At 44.7% G+C, this 24,508-nt stretch carries 23 protein-coding genes and 3 pseudogenes; 23 read left to right on the top strand and 3 right to left on the bottom strand.

The features are described from left to right. Positions 1 to 7 precede the first annotated feature (7 nt). The 14 genes and pseudogenes from Bccel_RS20880 to Bccel_RS20815 all read left to right on the top strand — a co-directional run. The gene (locus Bccel_RS20880) at positions 8 to 508 is read left to right on the top strand and encodes a helix-turn-helix domain-containing protein (protein ID WP_010244654.1); all 501 of its coding nucleotides are present in this window, start codon (positions 8 to 10) and stop codon (positions 506 to 508) included. Positions 509 to 669: 161 nt separating this feature from the next. Further along, positions 670 to 1,131 carry a hypothetical protein gene (locus Bccel_RS20875; RefSeq protein ID WP_010244652.1) on the top strand — a complete coding sequence of 154 codons (462 nt, stop codon included), beginning with the start codon at positions 670 to 672 and terminating at the stop codon, positions 1,129 to 1,131. After that, positions 1,109 to 1,483 (top strand): HNH endonuclease, encoded by a 375-nt coding sequence (locus Bccel_RS20870; RefSeq protein WP_085946246.1) that lies wholly within the window; start codon positions 1,109 to 1,111, stop codon positions 1,481 to 1,483. Before Bccel_RS20875 ends, Bccel_RS20870 begins: the two co-directional genes overlap by 23 nt. A 67-nt stretch (positions 1,484 to 1,550) precedes the next feature. Continuing rightward, a complete protein-coding gene (locus Bccel_RS20865; protein WP_010244648.1) occupies positions 1,551 to 2,321 on the top strand; it encodes a sigma-70 family RNA polymerase sigma factor in 771 nt (256 codons plus the stop codon). A gap of 269 nt (positions 2,322 to 2,590) precedes the next feature. Beyond that, positions 2,591 to 3,097 carry a hypothetical protein gene (locus tag Bccel_RS20860; RefSeq protein ID WP_010244647.1) on the top strand — a complete coding sequence of 169 codons (507 nt, stop codon included), beginning with the start codon at positions 2,591 to 2,593 and terminating at the stop codon, positions 3,095 to 3,097. Between the two features lie 31 nt (positions 3,098 to 3,128). Next, positions 3,129 to 4,064, top strand: coding sequence for a phosphoadenosine phosphosulfate reductase family protein (locus Bccel_RS20855; RefSeq protein ID WP_010244645.1), 936 nt, complete (start codon positions 3,129 to 3,131; stop codon positions 4,062 to 4,064). Next, complete coding sequence (locus Bccel_RS20850; protein ID WP_010244643.1) at positions 4,045 to 5,406, top strand: site-specific DNA-methyltransferase; 1,362 nt, start codon at positions 4,045 to 4,047, stop codon at positions 5,404 to 5,406. The genes Bccel_RS20855 and Bccel_RS20850 overlap by 20 nt, the downstream gene beginning before the upstream one ends. Positions 5,407 to 5,581: 175 nt before the next feature. Next, the gene (locus Bccel_RS20845) at positions 5,582 to 6,457 is read left to right on the top strand and encodes a radical SAM protein (protein WP_050753695.1); all 876 of its coding nucleotides are present in this window, start codon (positions 5,582 to 5,584) and stop codon (positions 6,455 to 6,457) included. 23 nt (positions 6,458 to 6,480) lie between these two features. After that, the gene (locus tag Bccel_RS20840) at positions 6,481 to 7,740 is read left to right on the top strand and encodes a site-specific DNA-methyltransferase (protein ID WP_010244640.1); all 1,260 of its coding nucleotides are present in this window, start codon (positions 6,481 to 6,483) and stop codon (positions 7,738 to 7,740) included. Between the two features lie 15 nt (positions 7,741 to 7,755). After that, positions 7,756 to 8,124, top strand: a pseudogene (locus Bccel_RS20835) (DNA cytosine methyltransferase); the annotation flags it as partial. A gap of 145 nt (positions 8,125 to 8,269) precedes the next feature. Next, positions 8,270 to 9,502 (top strand): site-specific integrase, encoded by a 1,233-nt coding sequence (locus tag Bccel_RS20830; protein WP_050753693.1) that lies wholly within the window; start codon positions 8,270 to 8,272, stop codon positions 9,500 to 9,502. Then, positions 9,499 to 10,476, top strand: a complete 978-nt coding sequence (locus Bccel_RS20825) for a tyrosine-type recombinase/integrase (RefSeq protein WP_050753692.1) — start codon at positions 9,499 to 9,501, stop codon at positions 10,474 to 10,476. The genes Bccel_RS20830 and Bccel_RS20825 overlap by 4 nt, the downstream gene beginning before the upstream one ends. Next, entirely contained in the window at positions 10,463 to 11,476 is a 1,014-nt protein-coding gene (locus tag Bccel_RS20820; RefSeq protein WP_036937256.1) for a site-specific integrase, read from the top strand. Before Bccel_RS20825 ends, Bccel_RS20820 begins: the two co-directional genes overlap by 14 nt. Positions 11,477 to 11,572: 96 nt before the next feature. Continuing rightward, positions 11,573 to 13,111, top strand: a pseudogene (locus Bccel_RS20815) (DNA cytosine methyltransferase); the annotation flags it as partial. 15 nt (positions 13,112 to 13,126) lie between these two features. Here Bccel_RS20815 and Bccel_RS20810 read toward each other — a convergent pair. Genes Bccel_RS20810 through Bccel_RS20800 form a run of 3 tightly spaced genes read right to left on the bottom strand, consistent with a single transcriptional unit; the run spans position 13,127 to position 16,349 of the window. Then, positions 13,127 to 14,149, bottom strand: coding sequence for a site-specific integrase (locus Bccel_RS20810; protein WP_010244636.1), 1,023 nt, complete (start codon positions 14,147 to 14,149; stop codon positions 13,127 to 13,129). Further along, positions 14,146 to 15,126, bottom strand: a complete 981-nt coding sequence (locus Bccel_RS20805; RefSeq protein WP_010244634.1) for a tyrosine-type recombinase/integrase — start codon at positions 15,124 to 15,126, stop codon at positions 14,146 to 14,148. The genes Bccel_RS20810 and Bccel_RS20805 overlap by 4 nt, the downstream gene beginning before the upstream one ends. After that, positions 15,123 to 16,349, bottom strand: a complete 1,227-nt coding sequence (locus tag Bccel_RS20800; RefSeq protein ID WP_242853061.1) for a tyrosine-type recombinase/integrase — start codon at positions 16,347 to 16,349, stop codon at positions 15,123 to 15,125. Before Bccel_RS20800 ends, Bccel_RS20805 begins: the two co-directional genes overlap by 4 nt. A 299-nt stretch (positions 16,350 to 16,648) precedes the next feature. Between Bccel_RS20800 and Bccel_RS20795 the strand changes: the two genes are divergently transcribed. From Bccel_RS20795 to Bccel_RS20755, 9 genes and pseudogenes are all read left to right on the top strand, one after another. After that, positions 16,649 to 16,981: a DUF6329 domain-containing protein gene (locus Bccel_RS20795; RefSeq protein WP_081926764.1), complete on the top strand. Its 333-nt coding sequence runs from the start codon at positions 16,649 to 16,651 to the stop codon at positions 16,979 to 16,981. A 130-nt stretch (positions 16,982 to 17,111) separates the two neighbouring features. Then, positions 17,112 to 17,402 carry a hypothetical protein gene (locus tag Bccel_RS20790; RefSeq protein WP_036937259.1) on the top strand — a complete coding sequence of 97 codons (291 nt, stop codon included), beginning with the start codon at positions 17,112 to 17,114 and terminating at the stop codon, positions 17,400 to 17,402. A 44-nt stretch (positions 17,403 to 17,446) separates the two neighbouring features. Next, the gene (locus Bccel_RS20785; RefSeq protein ID WP_036937261.1) at positions 17,447 to 17,911 is read left to right on the top strand and encodes a hypothetical protein; all 465 of its coding nucleotides are present in this window, start codon (positions 17,447 to 17,449) and stop codon (positions 17,909 to 17,911) included. Positions 17,912 to 18,111: 200 nt separating this feature from the next. Next, positions 18,112 to 18,879 carry a hypothetical protein gene (locus Bccel_RS20780; RefSeq protein WP_036937263.1) on the top strand — a complete coding sequence of 256 codons (768 nt, stop codon included), beginning with the start codon at positions 18,112 to 18,114 and terminating at the stop codon, positions 18,877 to 18,879. A gap of 290 nt (positions 18,880 to 19,169) precedes the next feature. Beyond that, complete coding sequence (locus Bccel_RS20775) at positions 19,170 to 19,391, top strand: DUF4314 domain-containing protein (RefSeq protein ID WP_036937265.1); 222 nt, start codon at positions 19,170 to 19,172, stop codon at positions 19,389 to 19,391. Between the two features lie 118 nt (positions 19,392 to 19,509). Then, a complete protein-coding gene (locus Bccel_RS20770; protein WP_036937267.1) occupies positions 19,510 to 21,090 on the top strand; it encodes a terminase large subunit in 1,581 nt (526 codons plus the stop codon). A gap of 97 nt (positions 21,091 to 21,187) precedes the next feature. Then, positions 21,188 to 22,419: pseudogene (locus tag Bccel_RS20765) on the top strand (phage portal protein). Between the two features lie 95 nt (positions 22,420 to 22,514). After that, on the top strand, positions 22,515 to 23,327 hold the full coding sequence (locus Bccel_RS20760; RefSeq protein ID WP_081926765.1) for a head maturation protease, ClpP-related: 813 nt from the start codon (positions 22,515 to 22,517) through the stop codon (positions 23,325 to 23,327). Positions 23,328 to 23,332: 5 nt separating this feature from the next. Further along, positions 23,333 to 24,508, top strand: coding sequence for a phage major capsid protein (locus Bccel_RS20755; protein ID WP_036937269.1), 1,176 nt, complete (start codon positions 23,333 to 23,335; stop codon positions 24,506 to 24,508).

Raw genomic sequence — 24,508 nt, 5'->3', positions numbered from 1 at the left:
CTCTGCAGTGAACAAGGCAAGTCGGGATTACTACAAGGAAACCGAGAGCCTGCTTTACAAATACTCGGTTTTAAAGCAGAAGGTGATTGAAGATGAAAGGGATATACAAGAGGGCGAAATCCGTCTAAAGGAAAAATCAAAGGACATTATTCGTTTTTCCGGGAATGGAGGAGCAAAGCCGCCGGAAGACCAGGTGGCTGAGGAGTATTACAGAAGCCGCAGAGCCAGCATGGAAAGGACAAAGCTAAGAGTGAAGGAAATTGAAAGAGGCATTGATCGATTCCGTTCCGACAGGTACTTTCGGATTGTAGAGCTAAAATACGGCATACCTCCCGAGAATTTTGACTGGGAAGGAGAAAATCTTTCACAAAGGCTGGCAGAATTTGAGCCTTTATCGGTAGAGGAAATAGCATTGGAATTAGGCTGTGGGGAAAGCACTGTCAAGAGGAATCGCAACAGGCTGGTAAATGCCTTGAAAGTGGCTATATTCGGGGGCGATGCCACATAAAGAGGAAAATAAAAGTGGTCTTTTTGTGAACTTTTTGCGGTCTTTTTGCGGCCTTTTCATGAGCTTTTAAATGTGATATGATTTTAGTATCGAATTTTATAATCAAAAAAGAGCAGCCCTTCGACTGACAATCGAGGGGTTTTTGTTTTTGGGGGGATTTTATGAAGAGGCATATAGGAAATGATGATGTGATGCTGATTACGCGTGAGGCTGTAAAAGGGCTTGCGGGCAAAGACATAAATGAACCGAAGATAAGGCGCAGGCTGAACAGAATCATGGAATGTCCTGTGAAAATATCTGTTGACAATTTTACCTTCTGGGTTGACCCCGACTATATTGCTTATAGTAAAGGCGGAGGAGACTGCCATTACATATTTGCCAGGAAAAGCTTTATTCGGCGAGAGCTAGAGGATTTTAACAAAGCATTGGAGAAGCTTGCCGATGAGGAAGTTCAAAAGAGAGATCAGTATATTGCAATCATACACCAGTTCCGTGCTTTGATTGAAGAGGCTGAAAAAAAGGAAGTTGGACATTATTTGGATAAAGCATATGAAAAGCTGTTTGATAAGAGTCTTCTGAAAATTTCAGGGGACTTTTTTAATGGGGTTGGTAAGGATGCCTAAGAAACCACCGAAGCCCTGTGCAAAGCAGGGATGTCCAAGGCTTACCCATGAGAGGTTCTGCGAGGAGCATCAACGGGAGGAATGGCAGACATATAATAGGTTTTATCGAGATGAGTTCAGTAAAAGGTTTTATAGCAGCAGGGCATGGAGGAAGGTGCGGGAAAGGAAGCTTATGATAAACCCACTTTGTGAGCTTTGCATGAAAGAGGAAAGGCTGGCTGCAGCAACCGTTGTTGACCATATTATTCCCATCAAGGACGGCGGAGAGGTTTGGGATTTGGAGAACATGCAGAGCCTTTGCAAGACATGCCATGAACGAAAAGGTGCAATGGAGCGGTTCAACAGGAAATAAGCATTTGACTTTAAACAAGGTCGAGTGCTTTTTTTTATGCTTTGAAAGAGGAGAAGGGAGCTGTAGTATGATTACAATTAACGATTTGAAAAAGGACGAAAGCCTTCTTGAGGAGTTTATCAGGGAAAATCAGAGACTGGTTAGTATGGTTATCAGGAAGCAATTCAGCTATGTATACAACACAGCTGAATATGAGGATTACTTCCAGTCGGGATGCATCGGGCTTGTCAACGCGGCAAAACGGTTCAAGCCTGAATACGGAACGGCTTTTTCAACCTATGCGGTGTCATTGATAGCGGGTGAGATCATGCGGTATAGAAGGGACTACTGTGCAAGCGGCATCCATTCATCAAGGAATATCAAGGATAAATATTATAGGTACCAAGCGTTAAGGAATAGAGGAGTTGCTGAGGCTGAGGCATGCAGGGAGCTGGGGGTGGATTCAGCGGAGTTGAATAAGGTGATAAATGCAATGGAGCCTGGCTATTCGTTGGATGCAGTTATATATGACAATGACAGCGGAACTCCGTTAACCGGAGGGGATATCACTGCCGATGATTTTAATCTTGAAGAAGAAGCTATGGACTGGTTGGAGCTTGAAGAAATACTGAGGCATGTAAAAAATATACTTTCTGAGTCAGACCGTAAAATATTCAACCTTTATCTGCAAAAGAAAACACAAACCCAAATGAAAACAATGCTTGGAATGTCCCAGGCGAATATAAGCAGACGGATTAGAAAGATAAAGGAACTCTGCCGGTATGTAAAGGATTGCTATGATAAAGGCTTGAGTCTTAAGAATATAAGAGGATTGAATTCTATTCCAAAAGCTGGCTAATAAATGGAATATTTATGCATATTTTGATAAGCCCCCACCGGGTCAAAAAGCTACAACTTTTGAGCCTGTAAGGCGGGCGGCCCCTCAAACAAATAAATTCGCAAAATCAAAAATCAAAAAGGAAAAATCAAAATGAAACCTTCGGGCGATGCATAGCAGAGGTTTTGAGTAATTTGGCAGGACATAAACACATTGGAGTTTTGAAAATAAAATCAAAACAATCAAAAATATTTGATTTATTTTTGATTTCATAGAGAGGATGAAGAGAAATGGGGAGCGGAGGAAGCAGACCCGGTGCCGGGAGACCTAAAAAGGCAGCTACGGAAAAAATACTGGAGGGGAATCGCGGCAAGCGTCCTATACATATACTTGATTTCGGTCAGGGGGCGGAGCTGCCGGAACTGCCGGAAACACCGCCTGATTATCTGCCGGATGATGCAAAGGCGATTTATTCAAAGGTGCTGGAGTGGCTTAAGCAGATAGGCTGCACCAAGGGGATACTGCCGTACAATCTTGAAGAGTACGCATTCCTCAAGGCAAGATGGATGGCTTTGGAGCAAATGAACACCAAGCACGGCTTTCTTGTGAAAAACCCTGTAACGGGCCAGGCAACAACCTCTCCATATGTACAGATGGCGCATCAGTACCTTAAGCTTACCAACGAGGTGTGGACAAAAATTTATGCGGTTGTAAGGGAAAGCAAGCTTAAGCAATATGACGGCTATACACCGAATGACAGTGTAATGGAAGCCCTGCTCTCAAGGAAAAAGGCATAACCAAAAAAATATTGAAAGGCAGGCCGATGCAATGGGTAACAGGCATGAACTGTGGGAACTTCGGCAGATGCAGAGCCTGCCTTTGGAAGTGAAGATAGAAAAGAGTAGGCTCCGCATCCGGGAGTTTTATGAACACTTCAACGGCAAGGTTACGGTAAGCTTCAGCGGCGGGAAAGACAGCACCGTGCTCCTCCATCTGGTGCGGAGTATATATCCAGAGGTGGGTGCAGTGTTCTCGGATACCGGGCTTGAATTTATAGAAATAAAAGAATTTGTAAAGACAATTGAAAATGTAACATGGGTTCGTCCTGACATGAGCTTTCGGCAGGTAATAGAGAAATATGGCTACCCTGTTGTGAGCAAGGAACAGGCCGACCTTATTGAAAGGGTACGGAATGGGGCAACAGGCAAAAAGATACGGCAGGCATTAACAGGGCTTAATGAGGATGGGAGTCCCACAAAGTACAAGATATCCGAGCAGTGGAAGTACCTGCTGTCGGCACCATTTAAGATAAGCTGCCAATGCTGCAAGATAACTAAAAAAATGCCTATGGACAGCTTCTACAAGGAAAGCGGTACATTTCCCTATATTGGGACCATGGCATGTGAGAGTATGCTCAGGCAGACCTCCTGGCTTCAAACCGGATGTAATGTGTTTGACGGAAATAAAATTTCATCAAAGCCGCTTTCATTCTGGATGGAAGATGACATATGGAAATACATCAATATATTTGATGTGCCGTACTGCAAAATATATAAACCCGAATTCGGAGGCTATTTAAGGACTGGATGTGTTTTTTGCATGTTCGGTGTCCACCTTGAGGAACAGCCCAACCGCTTTCAAAAATTGCAGAAAACTCATCCAAAGCTATGGCGCTATTGTATGCGGGACTGGGAGGACGGCGGTCTTGGACTTCGACAGGTGCTTGACTATATGGGAGTACCCTATGAAAACTATATGCTGTAAAGGAGCTGGAGATATGGAATTAAAAACAATAAAAATATCCGAACTGAAAGAGCATCCCAAAAATCCAAGGGTGCATCCCGACTCGGCACTAAAAAAGCTTGAGGTGTCAATTGCACAGTTCGGCTGGACAAATCCCGTCCTTGTCAGTAAGGACGGATACATTCTTGCAGGTCATGCCAGGGTAAAGGCTGCACAGCGGATGGGAATCACCGAGGTTCCTGCGCTGTTTTTAGACCTGGAGGGTGAACGGGCTACAGCATATCTGATTGCAGACAACCGCCTGCAGGATGAGACCTTTTGGGATGAAGGGCTGTTGGCTGAACTGTTTACAGGCTTTGAAGAAACGGGATTTGATGTGTCCCTGACAGGCTTCTCGGAGGAGGAAATATTTGATTTGCTGAACGGTGCTTCTGCAGATCATGCAGTGGAGGATGACTTTGACACTGGGAAAGCCAAATCGGAAATAGAGGCAAAGGGTGCTAAAACAAAGCCGGGTGATATTTGGATGCTTGGAAGGCACAGATTGATGTGTGGATACAGCGGCAGCCAGGAGGATGTTATAAGGCTGATGGATGGAAAGCATGCACAGCTTTGTGTGGCTTCTCCACCAGTGGGATGTATAAAGGATTATGAGGAAAAAGGTATTGATGCTTGGTTTGAAGCAATGCGGCCAGCCATAGGCAACATATGTAGGCATTCGGATATCGCAGTTATAAGCATTGACGATTTAATGGTGACGGGAAGCCAGTTCATAGAGCCGACCAGTGACTACAGCATACAGCTGTTTAGGGAAAACGGGTTTCGTCCCATATGGAAGCGTATCTGGCAGAAGCAGGGTATATCGTCAGGCATGCCTTCCTACCATACTGTGAGCAATAAGCCGCAGCCGCAGAGCGAGGATATCATTGCCTTTACCATGAACGGCGAAACAGTGGAGTGTGCGGTTGATGAGTATGCCGGGGTTTATGGCTTTGCCGGGCATGCATACAGGTTTGTTAAAAGGCTGACCAAGGATGAGCGTAAAGCCTGGGGCTTTAAGAAGATATGGCAGATTGCTGTTGTGCAAAAGAGGGAGGGTCAGCCTGCAACATTTCCGGTGGAGCTGCCATGGCGGTGCATCAAGCTTCACAGTGACAGGGGCGGAATAGTGCTTGAGCCGTTCTCAGGTAACGGTACGGTAATTATTGCCTGTGAGCAGACCGACAGGGTCTGCCATGCCATGGAGAAGGAATCGTTATATGTCGACCTTGCGGTTAAGCGCTGGGTACAGTTTACCGGCGGGGAGGATGAAGTATTTCTGCTTCGAGGCAATGATAAAATTCCGTATTCAGAATTAAAATAGGAGACCGCCGCAGGTCTCTTTGGGGACACAGTGCAAACACACCGCCAACCGCTCCGGGCGGGTGCTGGTTTACTCCTTTTCCCACTGTGTCCTCAAAAAGACCTGCGGACATATGAAGGGGACTCACTTTTATTTGGTGGGTTCTTTTTATTTTGCGCCGGGGGAGGTGGATGCTTTGAGGGTGGGCTTGATTAATATGGAGCCGCAGTACATCAATATTGCAATAGAAAAGCTGAGGCTGTTCCATCAATGCAGCGGAGACAGCGTGGAGGACTATATGCCGGAAAGCAGGGACTGTTATGACAAAATTTACTGCAGCAGCATTTTCAGCTTTACCGACAAAACCCAAGTTCCCACGGATGCCGTATGCGGCGGCACGGGATTTGATATTACAAGCAGGCTGCCTCCTGAGGTTGAGGAGATGAAACCAAAGCTGAATATTGGTTTTACCACACGGGGCTGTATACGGAATTGTGGTTTTTGTGTGGTGCCGAAAAAGGAAGGTGCAATTCGGGCGGTGGGAGATATCTACGATTTTTGGGACGGTGTGTCAAAGAAAATCATTATTTTAGACAACAACCTCACCGCACTGCCCGAGCAGTTTTACAAAATATGCGGGCAGATACGCAAGGAAAATCTCAAGGTTGACTACAACCAGGGTCTGGATATTCGGCTCATAACAAAGGAAATGACGAGAGAGCTTGCCTCAATCAAACATGAAGAGTATCATTTTGCATTTGATTATCCAGGACTTGAGCCGGTAATCAGAGAAAAGACAGCCACTCTTATAGGAAACGGTATCAAAAGAAGCACCTTTTATGTCCTTGTAGGCTATAACACAACCATACAAGAGGATTTGCACCGGCTCAGGGTATTGAGGGAGCTTAAGCAAAATGCCTATGTCATGCGGTACAAACGGGAAAGGGTGTATATTCCCATCGCAAGATGGGCGAATAACCACAGCTGGTTTCAGGCAATCAGCTTTGAGGATTTTTTGAAACGGCCAGAAAATGAAAAAGCCTACAGAGATTTGATAGAGCTATATATTTAAATTCGAAGGAAGTGACTTGTGATATGGAAATACGGAAAATTGAAACATTGAAAATAAAGCCTGCAGAATACAATCCGAGAAAAGACCTTAAACCGGGAGACAGGGAGTATGAACAGATAAAGCGCAGTATAAAGGAGTTCGGATATTTGGACCCTGTGATCGTCAACAGCGACCTTACAATTGTAGGGGGCCACCAGCGCTGGAAGGTTCTCAAGGACTTGGGATACAAGGAAATTGACTGTGTGGTGGTGGAGCTTGACAAGACAAAGGAGAAGGCGCTAAACATTGCCCTCAACAAGATTTCCGGCGAATGGGACATACCCCTTTTGAAAGAATTGATTGATTCTCTGGACAAAGAAATGTTTGATGTTTCACTTACCGGCTTTGATGCCGCCGATATTGACGAGCTGTTCGGAAAAGGCGGTGACAAAGAAGTCAAGGAGGACGATTTTGACGCGGATAAGGCTGCGGAGGAAATATCAAACCCTGTTACAAGAAATGGAGACATTTGGCTTCTCGGGAAGCACAGGCTGATGTGCGGAGACAGCACCATTTTACAGGATGTGCTTACACTGATGGACGGTAAAAAGGCTAATACCTGTGTTACCGATCCTCCGTACAATGTAGACTACACCGGGGCTACCAAGGATGCTCTGAAAATAAAGAACGACAGGCTGGAGGACGGAAAATTCTATGAATTTCTGCTTTCGGCTTTTAAAAATGTATTTGAAGTATTGGATAACGGCGGAGGCATTTATGTGTTCCATGCGGACACCGAAGGTTTGAACTTCAGGAAGGCTTTCAAGGATGCTGGATTCCACCTTGCCAATGTATGTATATGGGTTAAGCAGTCCATGGTACTCGGTAGGAGCGACTACCAGTGGCAGCATGAGCCTGTGTTGTATGGTTGGAAGCCGACAGGTAGCCATAAGTGGTATTCAGACAGGAAGCAGACCACTATCTGGAACTTTGACAGACCGTCAAAGAATGTGGAGCATCCGACAATGAAGCCTGTTAACTTGGTAGCTTACCCTATAAAAAACAGCAGCCTTTCAAACTGTATCGTGCTGGACCCCTTTGGAGGTAGCGGTTCAACTCTGATTGCCAGTGAGCAGTTGGGGCGTATCTGCAACACCATGGAGCTTGATGAGAAATACTGCGATGTAATTGTAAAAAGATTTATCAACCAAGCTGAGAGAACCGATGATGTTTTCCTACTAAGGAATGGAAGTAAGCTTTCATGGGATGAAGTTGAAAAAGAAAAACAGACAATTAAACAGTAAGTGGGTGGTGAGGATATGAGTGATAAGCTGACACTGGGTAGTTTGTTTGATGGAAGCGGAGGCTTTCCTCTAGGGGCACTGCTAAACGGTATCGTCCCCATATGGGCAAGTGAAATTGAGCCATTTCCTATAAGGGTGACAACAAAGAGACTTCCGTTTGTCAAACACTATGGTGATATACGAAAAATAAACGGTGCGGAGATAGAGCCAGTGGACATTATAACCTTCGGCTCACCCTGTACCGATATGTCGGTAGCTGGGAAAAGAGCCGGGCTTGACGGAAAGCAGTCGGTGCTTTTCCATGAAGCCATCAGAATCATCAAGGAAATGAGGTGTAAAACCAATGGAATGTATCCAAGATTCATCGTGTGGGAAAATGTCCCTTATGTATTGAAGTTCATAAGGGACATTATGAGTTGTAAGCACTTATGAACAGACCTCCCCAGAATGTTTGAATTTATCCGCAGATGAACGGATTAGACTGCACATAATCTGCCAATAATCTGAGTAAGTAGATTGGAGGGAAATTATGGATAACAATAACTCTACAACAATTACTGAGTTGATCAATGCAGCACAGTCTGAAATTGTCAGGCTGCAATACAAAAGATCACGTATTGGCATTCATGACAAAGAAATGAGGGTGTTTGCCAGGTATTGCGAGAGCAATAAAATTATGCATTATCGTGATGGAATCGGTCAGGCATACTTCCGTGACATGTATGGTTTAGATATTAGAGAGCTGGACCATAAGCTAACGAGAGCACAGTTAAACACACGTTGCTCTCTTCGATTCTTGGATGATATCTATGAATTCGGGTATGCAAGACGGAACAGCCACCACGACTATCAAATGCCAAGAGAATATCAAGCAGTTCTGAATGCCTATCTATCCTACTGTTCCAAGAACAAGGCTTCCGAGGGGACACTGCGTGTCAAAAGAACAAAATTGCGGAGATTCTTTGAATTTCTTCAAGCCAAAGGCATCCACTTGTCTGACATATCTCCGAAGGATATTTCTGAGTTTATCGTTACGCTTGCCGGCTATAGCAGACCAACGCTTCACATCTTTACAAGTGTGCTTAGCTGCTTCCTGCGTTATCTTCAAGAGGTTGGCACGCTGGAGGATGATTTGTCACCGCTCATCCCGAAGCCAAGAATTTATACCGAGGAGAGCATCCCAAAGACGTGGACGCCTAAAGAAGTCCGACAGCTTTTAAAAGCCATTGATCGTACAAGTAATATTGGGAAACGCGATTATGCGATGATTTTGCTGGCGGTTATCCTTGGGATGAGGGTTGGTGACATATGCGCATTGAAGTTTATGAATCTTGACTGGAAGGCTAAGCTCATTACCTTCGTTCAGCAGAAAACTGGCAAGAGCAACGCTCTACCCATATTGCCGGAGATTGGGGATGCCATTATTGATTACCTAAAGAACGGCAGGATCGATACGGATTGTGATAATGTTTTTGTAAAACACATTCATCCGTATGGAGCTATCACTTCCAGTTCGGCGCTTGCAGAAAACATCAAGCGATATATGCGTTACGCTGGCCTGAAAGTACAAAATCGAAAGGTAACTCACTCCCTTCGCCACACACTGGCAAGCTCTCTTTTGCGTGAGGGAACGCCCCTCATGACTATTTCTAATGTTCTTGGGCATTACAATCCAGCAACGACAGTTGGATATATCAAGGTCGATTTGGCCTCATTAAAAAAGTGTTCGCTATCATATGGAAGAGGGGTGCTGGCTGAATGAACATGAGGTATACTGCGCAGGAACTTTTAGAAGCATTCATGGCCGAAAGGCACGCGTTAGGCTTTATCTACAAATCCGGCGAATGCTCCATTAAGCGATTCCTTCGGGATTTTAAGGAGCCCGCTGACGGTAACACTGAATTCACCAAGGATTATGTGCTTGAACACATTCACCGACAGCCAAACCAAAGCGTTAACACTGTTCGCCGTTATGTTTCAGCGGTCAACTGCTTCCTCAACTTTGCAATTCGCAAGGGTATTCGCGCTTATGTTATCCCTGTAAAAGTTCTCCCTAAAGAGAAAAAGGACTTTAAGGCACGGATTTTCACTGATGATGAAATAGCACGTCTGTTGGCTGCTGCGGATTCCATACCGTTCATAATACAAAATCTGGATAGGATTTATCAGATTCCTATCATGTTTCGCATTCTGATTAATTGTGGACTTCGAACCGCTGAGCTGCTTAATCTCCGAATGTGTGATGTCGATTTGAACGAAAATGCTTTTACAGTGCTGGATACCAAATTTCATAAGAACAGATTTGTGCCCTTTTCCAATGCGGTAGCCGACGCATTGAAGCTGTATTTATCCAAGGTAAAGCCACGACATGAAAACGACTGGCTTTTCCGAAGCCCTAAAACCGGAGACAGGTACAGCGGCAATATGGTCAACGCTTTTTTTCGTGAAATTCTCCGAAGAGCAGGCATCCCGCACGGCGGGCATGGACACGGACCGCGGCCACACGATTTGCGGCATACTTTTGCAGTACACTGCCTGAACAATTGGGTTCTATCCGATGTTGACTTGACAGCGGCACTTCCTGTCTTATCAAGATATATGGGACATTCAGGAATTAATGGCACTCAAAAGTACCTTCAGCTTACAGCAGAAATGTACCCAGATATTGTAACACGCTTGGAAGAAAAATTCGGAAACTTGATTCCATCTATGGAGGTGCAACATGAAGCAAAATGATTTCCCAGCCCTTCTGACACGCTATTTGACACATTTTTTGCCGGTGCAACGCAACTTAAGTGGCAACACCATCCGGTCATACCGGGACACCTTCAAACTGCTGCTGATGTTTTGCAGAGACGAGAAATGCTTGAACATTTCTAAACTGACCGTAAAGCAGCTTGATAAAAAGTGTATCGAGGATTTCCTTCTCTGGCTTTCTACCGCCCGAAACGCCTCACCAGCAACCTATAACCAGCGTCTTTATGCGATCCATGCCTTTTTTGATTATGTTATGACGGAAGAACCGGGATATATGGAACACTGTCAACGGATTCTTAAGATCACAAGCATGGAAACGCCTGACAAGCCCGCACGGTACTTGACTGAGACCGACCTTAAGAGTATTTTATTATCACCGGATGCTTCTACCAGGCGCGGGAGAAGGCATCTGACACTGTTGACTGTCTTGTACGATACCGGTGCGCGGGTCAGCGAGCTTGCCGATGTCCGTGTCCGAGATGTGCGTTTGGAGTTTCCAGCAACCGTAACGCTTCATGGTAAAGGCGACAAGGAGCGTACTGTGGCGATTATGAAACAGACCATGGCACTGCTCAAGGATTATTTTGCAGAGAATCGTATTGATCCCAAGATCCATTTTGATATGCCGTTGTTTTGGAATTCTCGCCGACAAAAATTAACACGCTCCGGCATCACCTATATTGTGCAGAAATATGCGGATGAGGCAAAGCTTGGAGCTACAGGAGAGTCTCCTAAAATATCTCCTCACATCTTTCGGCATACCAAGGCAATGCATCTGGTTCAGGCAAACGTGAATCCTATTTATATCAAGGATTATTTGGGCCACGCCAACCTTTCGACCACCGAAATTTACGCAAGAGCAGACAACGAAGCAAAACGGTCCGCTTTAGAAAAGGCATCTGAACAATTGGGGTTACCAAAGCCGTCAAAATGGGAGCATGATGAAGAACTTATTGATTGGCTCTCATCTCTTGGCTGAACAAAATCCAAAAATATTATGAACAGCGAAACAGGCTAATTATTGCTTGTTTCGCTGTTTTTATGGAGGTGGAGTGCATAATTTTTTTCTGATCATAACGTGCCGGGCGCGTTCTCAAGCGGAAAGGGAGAGGATTTTAGGGCAGTCCTTGACGAAATCGCAAAAATCAAGGATGAAGCCGCTCATGTTCCTTTGCCTGACAAAAATAAATGGCTGTGCGCAGGAGAGGTCTTGGGAGATGATTTTTCCATTGCATGGCGAACTGTTGACGCCCAATTTTGGGGAGTCGCCCAGAGACGCCGTAGAATCTACCTTGTCGCAGATTTTGCAGAAGGATGTGCCGGAAAAATATTATTTGAGTTCGAAGGCCTGTCAGGGTATTCTCCGAAGGGCGTCTGCCCGTGGGAAACAGCTTCCCGAAATGCTGAGGATTGCATTGGAATGCCAGTCAGCTTTGAACCTGGAGCCGCCTCAAGATTAGGAGGACACTATTGGGATAATTCCACCTGCAGCCTTCGGGCGCAAATGGGTGACAATCAGCTTGCTGTTGCAATTGAAAATCATCCTTCTGATAGCAGAGTAGGCATTGATGACAGCGGAACCATCCAAACCCTGACCGGACGGATGGGAACTGGAGGCGGGAATGTTCCCCTTGTCATGAATGAATGCAAGGAAAATGATAAAATTGCTCCTCCCATTCACAATGAGCAGTGTGTTAATATTCCATTCTGCAAAGGAACAAGACCTCATAATAAGGAAGAAGCACAAAAATGGGATCATGCTAAAAAGGCAAACACAATAAATACCTTTGATGTAGGGGAGCAAAGGGCGAATGAACTTATTGTCAAAGCTTACGGCATCTGCTCCGACAAGAGCAATTCGATGCTTTCTGATAATCCGAACAGCGGTATCTATGAAGCGGACACCAGCAGGACACTTGACGGTACGGGTGGAAATCCGGCATGCAACCAGGGAGGGATAGCAGTGGTTGCACTGCAGGGGAACATGATCGGCAGAGAAGATAAAAATGGCCCGCGGGGTGATGGAATCAATGAGGATATAAGCTTCACCTTAAATACAATAGACCGGCATGCCGTGGCATTTGCCATGACTACTGGCTGTTATGCAGAAGTCAATGAGGAAGTTGTTGCACCGCTGATGGCAAGGGATTACAAGGATGCACAGATTGTAACCGAGCCGGCCAGCTTTTATCCTCAAATGAAAGCGGAAAGCCAGTGCTTTCGTCAGGACGGAAAAGCTAACACCCTTGTTAACGGCACAAATCCCGGCTGCCATAACGGAGTTGTAGGAACTGAATATACAGTAAGAAGATTAACACCCACTGAGTGTGCATTGCTCCAAGGCTTTCCTGCCGATTGGTGTTCAAGATTGGAAACTAAAAATCCAACAGAAGATGAAATAAACTGGTGGAGCAAGGTCTTTGAAGAACACCGTATAATTATGGGAACAAGTACAAAGCCCAAAAGCAGAAGCCAGATCATTAAATGGCTTAGGAATCCTTACTCGGATGCTGCTGAATATAAAATGTGGGGCAACGGTGTTTGTGTAAACATAGTGATTATGGTAATGGCAGCAATAAAATTTGCGGCAGAGGGCGGGTTTGAAGAAAAATAGCTTTCCATAATAAAATCAATTTTTCTGCGAACCAAAGTTTTTCAGCCATGAAAGCATATCATTGTTCTGCACCCACGATGGGAGATCCGGCACAGGTGAATCCGATACCTTTTCAAGTGCTTGGCGTTTCATGTTAAGGCTTGTTCTTGCATATACCCCAGTCGTACTGATATCGGCATGACCTAAGAAATCACGGACATAGATTAGGTTGTTGCCTGATTCATAAACATGCATGGCTTTGGTATGACGAAAAACATGGGGAGATATCCTTTTAGATATCACATCACCATTTTCCTCTGTCTGCTGAACATATTTTGTCAGGATATATCTTAATCCAGCACGGGTAAGGTGGTTTCCCTCACGGTTAGGGAACAAGGGGCAATGATTTTTCTCGGGGTCAAGCAGACGATTTTCGGATAAATAATTTTTCAAATTCTGCATGGTTGCCGGGAGTAAAGGAACCACTCTGGTTTTTCGCCCTTTGCCTGTAATCCTAACGTTTGCAGGATGTTCCAATCGAACATCAGCGACACGTAGATCGCATAATTCCTGTGCTCTTGCTGCTGTGTCATAAAGAACGCACAGTATTGTAGCATCTCGCCTGCCATGGAGAGTTAAAATATCGGGTTGACGAAGGATAACAGCAACTTCCTCCTTCGTCAAATGCCGTGGCGGTTTACTTGCCTTCTTTTTAATAGGGATATCCAGTATCTTCTGAAAGTTAAGAAGCAACTTAGGGTCTTGGGTCTGGACAAATCTAACAAAAGAATGTATTGCTGCCAATCTCTGATTACGAGTGGAGATGCTGTTTTTCCTCTCGTTTTCAAGCCATTCAAGAAAGCTGGCAACAAGCTCTGGCTTAATATCACAGAGTGACATTTTGTGGATTTTCATTCCCTCAGTGTCTCTGCAGTATTCAAGGAACAATCGGAATGTATCGCAATAGGAGGAAATGGTATTGCTGCTGACATTCTTTAGTTCTGGCAGATACTGGCTTAAAAACTCTGTTAAATATGCAGCAAAATCCTTAGACTTCATACACCCACCTCCCAAACCGGGATTGTGTCACCGAGATATTCGCACTGCTTTTGTATGATTTCCGGGTAGTGCTCTGCAATTAGATGCAGATACTTCTGTGTCTTGGATATATCGTAATGCCCTAAATATGCTGAAAGGTAGGGTAGTGACAGTACAATATCCTTTTTGTTTTTATCAAACTTCTGCATACAGCGAACCGCAAATGTATGGCGTAAATCATGGACTCTGGGACCGAAACCACGCCCCTTGTGTTCGATTCCGCAGTGCCATAAGGCTTCTCGGAATCTATTGTAAAAATGATTTGAGGCATATACACTTTTCCTTGCATTGGGAAAGAAGTAGTCTTCTTGTTCACTGCATTTGTGGATTGTTTCGTAAAAGTCCAAAAAGTCATTTGTCAATTTTGGAGACAGCGGCACATACCTCTTTTTGTCATTTTTGGCTTCACGGATTAACAGAACACCTTTTGTAAAATCAACATCTTTTAGCTTAAGATTAGTTGCTTCAGAAACCCGAAGTCCACAGCAAGCCAGTGTTCTGAAGAGCAGTGGAATCACAAGATGACCATTAGGATATTGTCGACTGGGCTTCATATTGTTGAAATATGAAAACAATTTACATATTTCATCATTGCTAAAGATATATGGGGTAAAATCGCTATCATCACGGGCAGTGATTGTTAAGTTCGGAAAATAAGCAGTAAATCCGTTTTTATTGAGATAAAGTATAAACCTTTTGGTGAAGTTGAGTCTGTATCGCTGGTTTTTACGTTTTTCGTTTGGTCGCTTCGTTATCCAGTCCTCGACAATACTTTTTGGGAGTTCAGCATCTTGGAGAGAGTGCTTTTGTAGAAACATATCAAATTCATAAAATGTTTTACTCTCCTTATCGTATTTGTGACCGAGTGCACGCTTGGTGGAAATATATTCTTGTATTGGTTTTGCCAGTTTGCTCTGATAATTGTAAATTTTGTTCATATCAGTGCACCATCCTCAAAAGAAAGTGCACATTCGCGCAGGTTTTCAATGTCCATGCGAATGTAGGCATGGAGCGTTTGATTCCCCGAATGTCCTAAGAAAGGGACGATAACATCTGGAGAAACATCGGCAGCTAAAAGTTTAGTTGCAACGGTCGCCCTAAGCGAATGGAGTCCATAATGAGCCTCACGTTTAACTTCAATCCCTGCCCGATGGACATAATTGTGAAAGGATGAGTTGAATTTAGCCATCTGTCCATATGGAGGAATTAAGCTGACAAAAATATAAGGTGAATCTGTTTCAGGGCGTACCCTAAGATAATCAATAATAGCTGTACCGAGTTTCTCGCTTAATGGCAATACATTGGGTTTTCCAGTTTTGCTCTGCACAAAAGATATGGAGCAGCTTTCCCAATTAATGTCTGTTAGTTTTAAGTTTCGGATATCGGCGCTTCTAACACCCAATTCAGAGGCGATTAGAATAAACGCTGTATCTCTTTTGCCTTTAGTGCTGGACTTGTCAATTGTTTGGAGCACCTGATCAAGCTCTTTGGATTCCCATATTTTTGACATGCTGTTTGCTTGCCCTAAATTGTACGAAGGAACCTCTTTTGAGAAGTCTTTGGAATTATATTGTAAAAGATACATGTACTTCAGTGTTTGCCTGAGACGGCTTAGTTCCCCGCGAACAGTACTTTTAGCATGCCCGTTTAGGGTGAGTAGGTACTTGGATACCAGTTCCCAAGTAACCCCAGACAGTTTGTCTAAGCCCATACTCAGCAAAAAAGCCATGAATCTATTGCAGAATTTATATGCTGTCTCACGTGTGCTTTCTGAATATGCTTTTTTTATAAACATTTCATCTTGGGCAGTGAGAAAGGCAGTAAAATTTTCAGGCAAGGGTTCTTTTTGTTTTACAATACCTTTTTTAAATCCTCGGGTTTTTGCAAAAGCATCAAATTTCTTCATGCATGAAATTTTCCGCAGAATAGTTTTATGTTTAAAAAGCGGATTAGGTGAATTTAAATCATTACAGAACGCTTCGCTCATGGCAGAACTGTAATATGAAATTTGCATATGAAGGCAGTAATTTTCAAATTGCTTCCAAGTGGCGACCGTGTATTCTATGACTCTGGGCGAATATTCCAGGTCATAAAGGGTTTTAGTCGCTTCGGCGATTAAATCGGTAATTTCAATAGTAGGCAATATACCACTTCCTTTCAAAAGGATACTGCCCACTATTGGTATTATCTATACATTATGGAAAGCTATTTTTCTTCAAAACCGCCTTCTGCCGCGAACTTTATAGCCGCCATTACCATAATCACTATGTTTACACAAACGCCATTATGTGTTGCAAAACATAATGGTGTCGCGCTTCCTTGTGTTTGCTTTGTTCTGGCAGGAATTGCATGGGTAATTTAAAAAGACATTTCCATCGATAATTAGCTTGCTTTTCTGTGCGTTCAGAGTGATTAATGTACTACCAGGGAATCACCTGAAAATGAAAGGAGCGGGTTTCAATGTTAAAAAAGGTTCTGATTACAAGGAAAGCGGTAAACATCGAGGAGCTTAAGAACAGGACGGGGCTGGAACGAGACAAGGTAGACTTTACGGTTGAAAAGGTTGTGGAGCTGCCAAAAGACCAATACGAATTTTTTATAAACAACCTTCTCAGGGACTTCGATTTTATAGAGGAAAACAAAGCGCTAATGTATGTGGATGAATATAGAGTATGGCACTGTATCCTTATAAAAGCCGAAGACGGAGCAGACGGAATATTGGTTGAGGCAGAGGGATATTCCTACCCGAGGTACACCAGCTACATAGAAAGCGTTGAGGAAATAAAAAAATAAAAAAAGGCTTGGATGGAGGGGAGACTGAAAAAGGTCTTCCCTTCATCTTTATAAACAGCAGGAACCGCTTGACTTTGTGTGCTTTTAGAGTGATTAATGTAACTACAAAATAAACTTTTGGAGGTGCCTTATGAGCGGAGCGGCTGATATTAAAATTGTGGATGTTGGGCTTCCGGGACGGCTATATACAGAAAGGCTTTCCATGACGGAAGTAAACATGATAAAGGAGCAATTCAGGTTAGAGGCTGAAAAGCTTCTCAAGGAAGGACACAAGCATGTGGTGTACGGCATAAGAAGGCATGAAGGCCAATACTTTAACTTCGGGCTTACCCCCATTGATGATGAACAGGAATTTATAAAGCTCACGGATATGGAATACAGCGCAGGCACTGAGGTTATTTATGCGGTGCATGCAAAGTGAATGTTGACGGACCGGGAGTGTTGAAATAAAGGAGGGTTTTGAAAGTGGGCTATGACATTTATATTGGCGAAGCGGAAACAATAAATGGGGAAATACGGATTAAAAGAGCTATACAAGCTGCTGCTCCTGAATTTGGATTTGGAGATATCAGCGGCAGGGGTAACAGCAGGCATCCTGGGTATTCTCAGATGACCGAGTTTTGTAAAGCAACAGGGTTATATGAACTATTCTTTGATAAAAACACTGGATTGCTGCGTACTCATCCCGGTTGCTGTCCTATTGGGCAGGAACACCTTGAGTCCATCAGAAAAGCCAAGGAGAAATGGGAAGAAGGGCATCCGAACTGCAAGGAATTACTGCCGACAAAAGATAAGGAGCCGACTTTGAATCGTAATGATGAACGGGAAGGCAATCAATATGATTGGTTCTACGCAAGGCTTATATGGTACGAATTCTGGTTTGAATGGGCGCTGATGAACTGCAAGAAGCCTTCAATCTCAAACAGCTGACCAACGGCATTTCTGAAAACAGAATAATTAATAGTTGGGATAATTAAGGGGTCTAAAGGACTCCTTTGATTATGTGCTGAAATGCTTTGATATAAAGGGTCTTGAGTATAAAAAAGAATCAGAATTCACTTGCTTTTCTGTGCATTCAGAGTGATTAATGTACTAAGGGGAAACCCAAATAAGTACAGGAGGGATTCAATATGGACCGTAAAGAAATGATAAGGCTGCTTGAGGCTCACAGCGGAACAAAAGCTAAATATATGGGAGCGCCAAGCTTCGACTACCAGATTGAAATCAGAGGCGAAACCTACAGGATAGCAAAAAACGGTGTAATGAAAGACGGAGTTGGAAACGAGGTTGATTTTGAAGCGGTACTCCAGCTGACTGTTGAGGGAATACCGGAGGATAACTTTACCGCAGAAGAAACCCAAGAGGATGTTTTGCTTGAAATATCGGTGCCCATGGAGGGCCACACAGGACAAACACTCCGCAATATCGTGAACATGGTATACAGCAAGCAGGAGCATCTTAAAAAGGCTTTTGGAATTGAAACGGATATTGTAAGCACGGAATTTGTAGAAGTACTAAATGCTGAGGGCGTTAAAACCCTGGAGCAGTTCAAGGAACTTGCTGGAAGGATAGGCACAGGCAAATGCCATGGCATAAGCTTTGATTTTGATGAAAACACAATAGCTTTCAAGTTTGGAATACGATCTGAAGAATCTGATAAGGTGGATGCAGCCACAAAGCTGGTGGCGCTTTTGAATAAAAGCGCAAAGGAACAAAAGCATGCTTCCTTTAAGCCTTCCGCCGATGACAATATGAAGTTTACCATGAGGGTTTGGCTGATACGGCTTGGTTTTGTGGGTTATGAATATAAGGAGGCGCGAAAGACCCTGTTGAAGTCCCTTGAAGGAAATGCGGCGTTCCGTAACGGAAAGGGTGAAAAAGAGGCTGTTGGCGCATGAACAGACTTTAGATGAAATAAATGTTTTATATATGGGGCTTAAATGCCCCATATATAAATTTCAACGCATATTTATAGGCAATAAAGCTTTTGTCGGAACGTGGGGCCATACACGCGGACACAAAGCCAAGTGTGTTGATGACTGACTTCAAACTCTGTGTTTATAAGGGTTTTGAGGCTGGGATGCTTTTGAAAAAGTGCCTTTAAAGTGTAGAATTGACTTGCTTTCCTGTGCGTTCAGAGTGATTAATGTACTACGGGAACAAACCCGAAAAACAGGAGGTGTTTTCAATGAGAATGATTTCAAAGGAACTACTGGATTTACTCCGTAAAAAATATCCTTCAGGAACACGGGTGGAGCTGGTTAGCATGAACGACCCATACACGCAGCTGCCAAAGGGTGCAACGGGAACGGTATTGTCGGTCGATGATATTGGAACCATTCATGTGAGCTGGGATTGCGGTTCAAGCCTTGGGATTGCATATGGAGAAGATAAGTGCAGGCCAATATAGGGATGGTAAATAACAAAGTCAAAATCCACTGACAAAAAAATAAATATAAAATTCACAGTTCACATATTGAGAGCTTCGGAAACGGGGTTCTTTTTTTATGCTTTTCTGAAGGGAGGGGATGGCAATTGGAGGCAGACAGGGTCCATATTTTGATAAAAAGGAAGCTGAGCATGCGGTTCGGTTCATTAATTCTTTAAAGCATACAAAAGGTACCTGGCACGGTGTTGACTTCGACCTCCTTCCCTGGCAGGACAAAATCATCAGGGACGTATTCGGAACAATGAAGACAAACGGCTACAGGCAGTATAATACGGCATACATTGAAATTCCGAAGAAATCCGGTAAAAGTGAAATTGCAGCGGCGGTTGCCCTGCTTCTCACCTGCGGAGACAACGAATGGGGTGCGGAGGTTTACGGCTGTGCCTGTGACAGGCAGCAGGCCTCCATCGTTTTTGATGTCGCCGTGGACATGGTTGAGCAGTGCCCTCCGCTTAAGAAAAGGATAAAACCTTTGATTGCAACAAAAAGGCTGGTGTACCAGCCCTTAAGCAGCTTCTATCAGGTGCTTTCCTCCGAGGTTGCATCAAAGCATGGATATAACGTGCATGGTTGTATCTTTGACGAGCTCCACGCCCAGCCAAATAGAAAGCTCTATGATGTAATGACCAAGGGCTCCGGGGATGCGAGAAAGCAGCCTTTAAACTTTGTAATCACCACTGCCGGTACCGACAGGAACAGCATCTGCTGGGAGGTGCATCAGAAAGCCGTTGATATTATTGCGGGCAAAAAGATTGACCCCACCTTCTACCCGGTTATTTATGGTGCAGCAGATGATGATGACTGGACGGATGAAGCGGTATGGAAAAAAGCAAACCCATCCCTTGGATACACCATAGAGCTGGACAGGATAAGGGATGCTTTTTTATCTGCAAGAGAAAACCCGGCAGAGGAGAACATATTCCGTCAGCTGAGACTCAACCAGTGGGTGAAGCAGACCGTCCGCTGGATGCCAATGGAGGCATGGAACGCCTGTGCCTTTTATGTGGATGCAGACTCGCTTGTGGGAAGGGAGTGCTATGGCGGGCTTGACCTTTCAAGCACTACTGATATTACTGCCTTTGTGCTGGTATTTCCTCCTTTAGATGATGAAGATAAGTATATTGTGCTTCCCTTCTTCTGGATTCCCGAAGACAACCTGGAGCTAAGGGTACGGTGTGACCACGTTCCGTATGATGTGTGGGAAAAGAAGGGGTTTTTGAAAACCACAGAAGGAAACGTAGTCCACTATGGCTTTATAGAAGCCTTTATTGAAGAACTGGGGACGCGGTATAACATCAAAGAGATTGCGTTCGACCGCTGGGGAGCGGTACAGATGTCGCAGAACCTTGAGGGGCTGGGATTCACAGTAGTACCATTCGGGCAGGGGTTTGCGTCAATGTCACCGCCTACCAAGGAGCTTATGAAGCTGGTGCTTGAAAAGAAAATTGCGCATGGCGGCCATCCCGCCCTTGCATGGATGATGGACAATGTAACTGTGAAAACCGATCCTGCCGGGAACATCAAGCCCGATAAGGAAAAGTCCACAGAACGAATTGACGGAGCGGTTGCCGCCATCATGGCGCTTGACAGGGCACTCAGACATAAGAGCGATGGCGGCGGTGAGAGTGTGTATAACGAAAGAGGATTATTAATCCTCTAACTAAAGATGGGAGTATGGAAAGGAGGCAAAGAATGAGCAGGGATTCTCCAAAAGATATAATCATCAAATTAACAGTACGATTGGCGGTGAACGGGATATGAACCTTTTTCAGATAATATTCAATAAAATACCACGGAAAATTGCGCAGGAAACCGGAAGCCAGAGTGGAATGGGAGCTTTGTTCGGACGTTCATCCAGCGGAAAGCAGGTGAATGAACAGACAGCCATGCAGGCAGCTACGGTATATGCCTGCGTTAAAATCCTGGCTGAAACCATAGCAAGCCTTCCGCTGCACACCTACAGAAGGACCGCCGGGGGCAAGGAAAAAGCATATGACCATTATCTTTACGAGCTCCTTCACAGCCAACCCAATTCTGAGATATCAGCCTTCACATTTTTTGAAGCTATGATGGCACAAATCCTTATATGGGGTAACGCTTATGCCTTTGTTGTCCGTGACGCTAATGGGAAGGTGCTTGAGCTCTGGCCGTTAAGACCTGAAAAGATGCAGGTGGGCAGGCTTGAAGGCGGGATTTGTTTTACAGCTATGATACGAAGGATGGTACACAGAGCTTCAGACGAGATGAAGTGCTTCATGTTCCGGGCCTTGCCTTTGACGGGGTTACAGGCCAGTCACCCATATCCTATGCCAAAAATGCCATAGGGATGTCGCTGGCGGCTGAGGAATATGGAAGCACTTTCTTTGCCAACGGTGCAAATCCCGGCGGAGTGCTTGAGCATCCCGGTGTTGTAAAAGACCCGAAGCGGCTCAGGGAAAGCTGGGAGTCGGTTTACCGCGGAAGCAGCAATGCCCATAAGATAGCTGTCCTTGAGGAGGGGATGAAATTCAGCCCCATTGCAATACCTCCAGAGCAGGCGCAGTTCTTAGAGACCCGCAAGTTCCAGACCAATGAAATCTGCAGGATATTCAGGGTGCCGCCACACATGGTCGGTGATTTGGAAAGGGCCACCTTCAGCAATATTGAGTACCAGTCCATAGAATTCGTTGTGCATACCATAAGACCGTGGTTGGTGAGGTGGGAGCAGGCCATGAAGAATCAATTGCTGCTGCCGGATGAGAAGAAGGAATACTTTATCCGCTTCAATGTTGACGGACTCCTCCGGGGTGATTTCAAAACAAGGCAGGAGGGCTACAGCATTGGAATCCAGAACGGCTTTTTAAGCCCCAACGATGTGCGTGAGCTTGAGGACTTGAACCTTATTCCAGACGAGCTTGGAGGCAACCGGCACATGATAAACGGCAGCATGATTGACTTGAAGGATGTGGGTAAATGGGCTGATAAATACAGCACTCAAAAGAAGCAATAGAAAACGGTATAACAGAAATGAAGGGTGGTGATTCACTTATAGGCATTTTAAAGACATATATGAAATGTTAACGCAGGAAGGAGATGAGAAAACCGATGAAAAGGAAGTTCTGGAACTGGATGGAGGATGAAAACACTCTGTACCTTGACGGATACATTGCACAGGAGAGCTGGTTTGGTGACGAGGTGACACCAAAGCTGTTCAAGGATGAGCTTGTAAGCCGCAAGGGAGATATAACCCTCTGGATTAACAGTCCTGGAGGGGATGTTTTTGCAGCGTCCCAAATTTACACCATGCTAAAGGAGTACAACGGCAGTGTAACAGTAAGGATTGACGGTATTGCTGCAAGCGCTGCATCAGTTATTGCCATGGCTGGAGACACAATAGAAATGTCTCCCCCGTCGCTCATGATGATCCATAACCCCATGACCATTGCGTTCGGTGAAGCAAGCGACTTTGAAGGCGCCATTGAAATGTTAAACCAGGTGAAGGAAAGCATTATCAACGCCTATGAGCTTAAGTCAGGACTGTCCAGGGTGAAAATATCACGCATGATGGACGATGAAACCTGGTTCAATGCTAAAAAGGCTGTTGAGCTCGGCTTTGCAGACAAGATTCTGTATCAGAAGGAAAAGGTGGAAAACCAGGGAGGTGGGGAACCGCCGATTCTTATGGACAGCTATATGTTTGACAAAAGGACGGTGGCATTAAATCTTGCAAGCAAATTGGAAAAGGTAAAGCCTGAAAAGAAAAGCCCTGCAATACAAGCGGAAAAACAGCTTGATGTTGCAGGGCTTTTGAATGCAGTGAGGGAGATAGTCGCAGAGGAGCTCAAAGGGAAGGTCGATGTGGAAAGCCTGCGCAAAAGACTTGACCTGTTAAACAAAACTACAAAAATATGGAGGTAAAAATAATGTCGAAAATTTTAGAGCTGAGGGAAAAACGAAGCAAGCTTTGGGAGGATGCCAAGGCTTTTTTAAATGAGCATGAAGGCAATATGACCGCTGAAAATTTGAGCCAGTACGAGAAAATGGAGGAGGATATCGTACTGATGGGCAGGGAGATTGAAGCCCTGGAGCGCCAGCAGAAAATGGAGATGGAGCTTACAAAGCCTGTAAGGAGCGCCGTAAAGCCGGAAATTGTTCAGCAGGAGTCGGAGAAAACAGGCAGAGCTTCCAAAGGTTACAATGACGCCTTCTGGAAGAACATGAGAAGCAAAAACAGCTATGATGTTTTAAATGCATTGCATATTGGGACCGACTCGGAGGGCGGCTATCTCGTGCCTGATGAGTATGAGAAAACCCTTGTTTCAGCACTTGAGGATGTAAACATAATGAGAGGTCTTGCTACCATCATTAACACCTCATCAGGTGACAAGCAGATTCCTGTTGTAGCATCCAGAGGTACCGCAAGCTGGGTGGCTGAAGAAGGGGCAATCCCTGAAAGTGATGACAGCTTCGGGCTTATCACCCTTGGTGCGCACAAGCTGGCTACCATGATCAAGGTGTCGGAGGAGCTTTTGAATGACAATGTATTCAACCTTGAGGGCTATATTTCCAAGGAGTTTGCCAGAAGGATCGGAGCTGCAGAGGAAGCCGCTTTTATAAACGGCAACGGGACAGCAAAACCCACTGGAGTTATAGGAAGCGGAGAAGTGGGAGTAACAGCCGCATCCTCCACCGTCCTTACCTTAGATGAAGTTATCGACCTTTATTACTCACTGCGTGAGCCTTACAGGAATAATGCGGCATGGCTTATGAACGATGCTACCATAAAGGCTATAAGAAAGCTGAAGGATGGAAACGGGCAGTACCTATGGCAGCCTGCATTACAGGCAGGTCAGCCCGATACCATTTTAAACAGGCCTGTAAAAACATCGTCTTCTGTTCCTACAATTCAGGCAGCAGCCAAGACGATTGCCTTTGGTGATTTTAAATATTACTGGATTGCCGACAGGCAGGGCAGGAGCTTTCAAAGACTCAATGAGCTTTATGCTGTAAACGGTCAGGTGGGCTTCAGGGCGACACAGAGGGTTGACGGAAAGCTGACACTTGCTGAAGCGGTCAAGGTACTGCAGATGAAAGCGTAG

The sequence above is a fragment of the Pseudobacteroides cellulosolvens ATCC 35603 = DSM 2933 genome (genome assembly GCF_001262605.1).
GTDB classification, from domain to species: Bacteria; Bacillota; Clostridia; order Acetivibrionales; family DSM-2933; genus Pseudobacteroides; species Pseudobacteroides cellulosolvens.
This window is presented reverse-complemented; position numbering and strand designations above follow the sequence as displayed.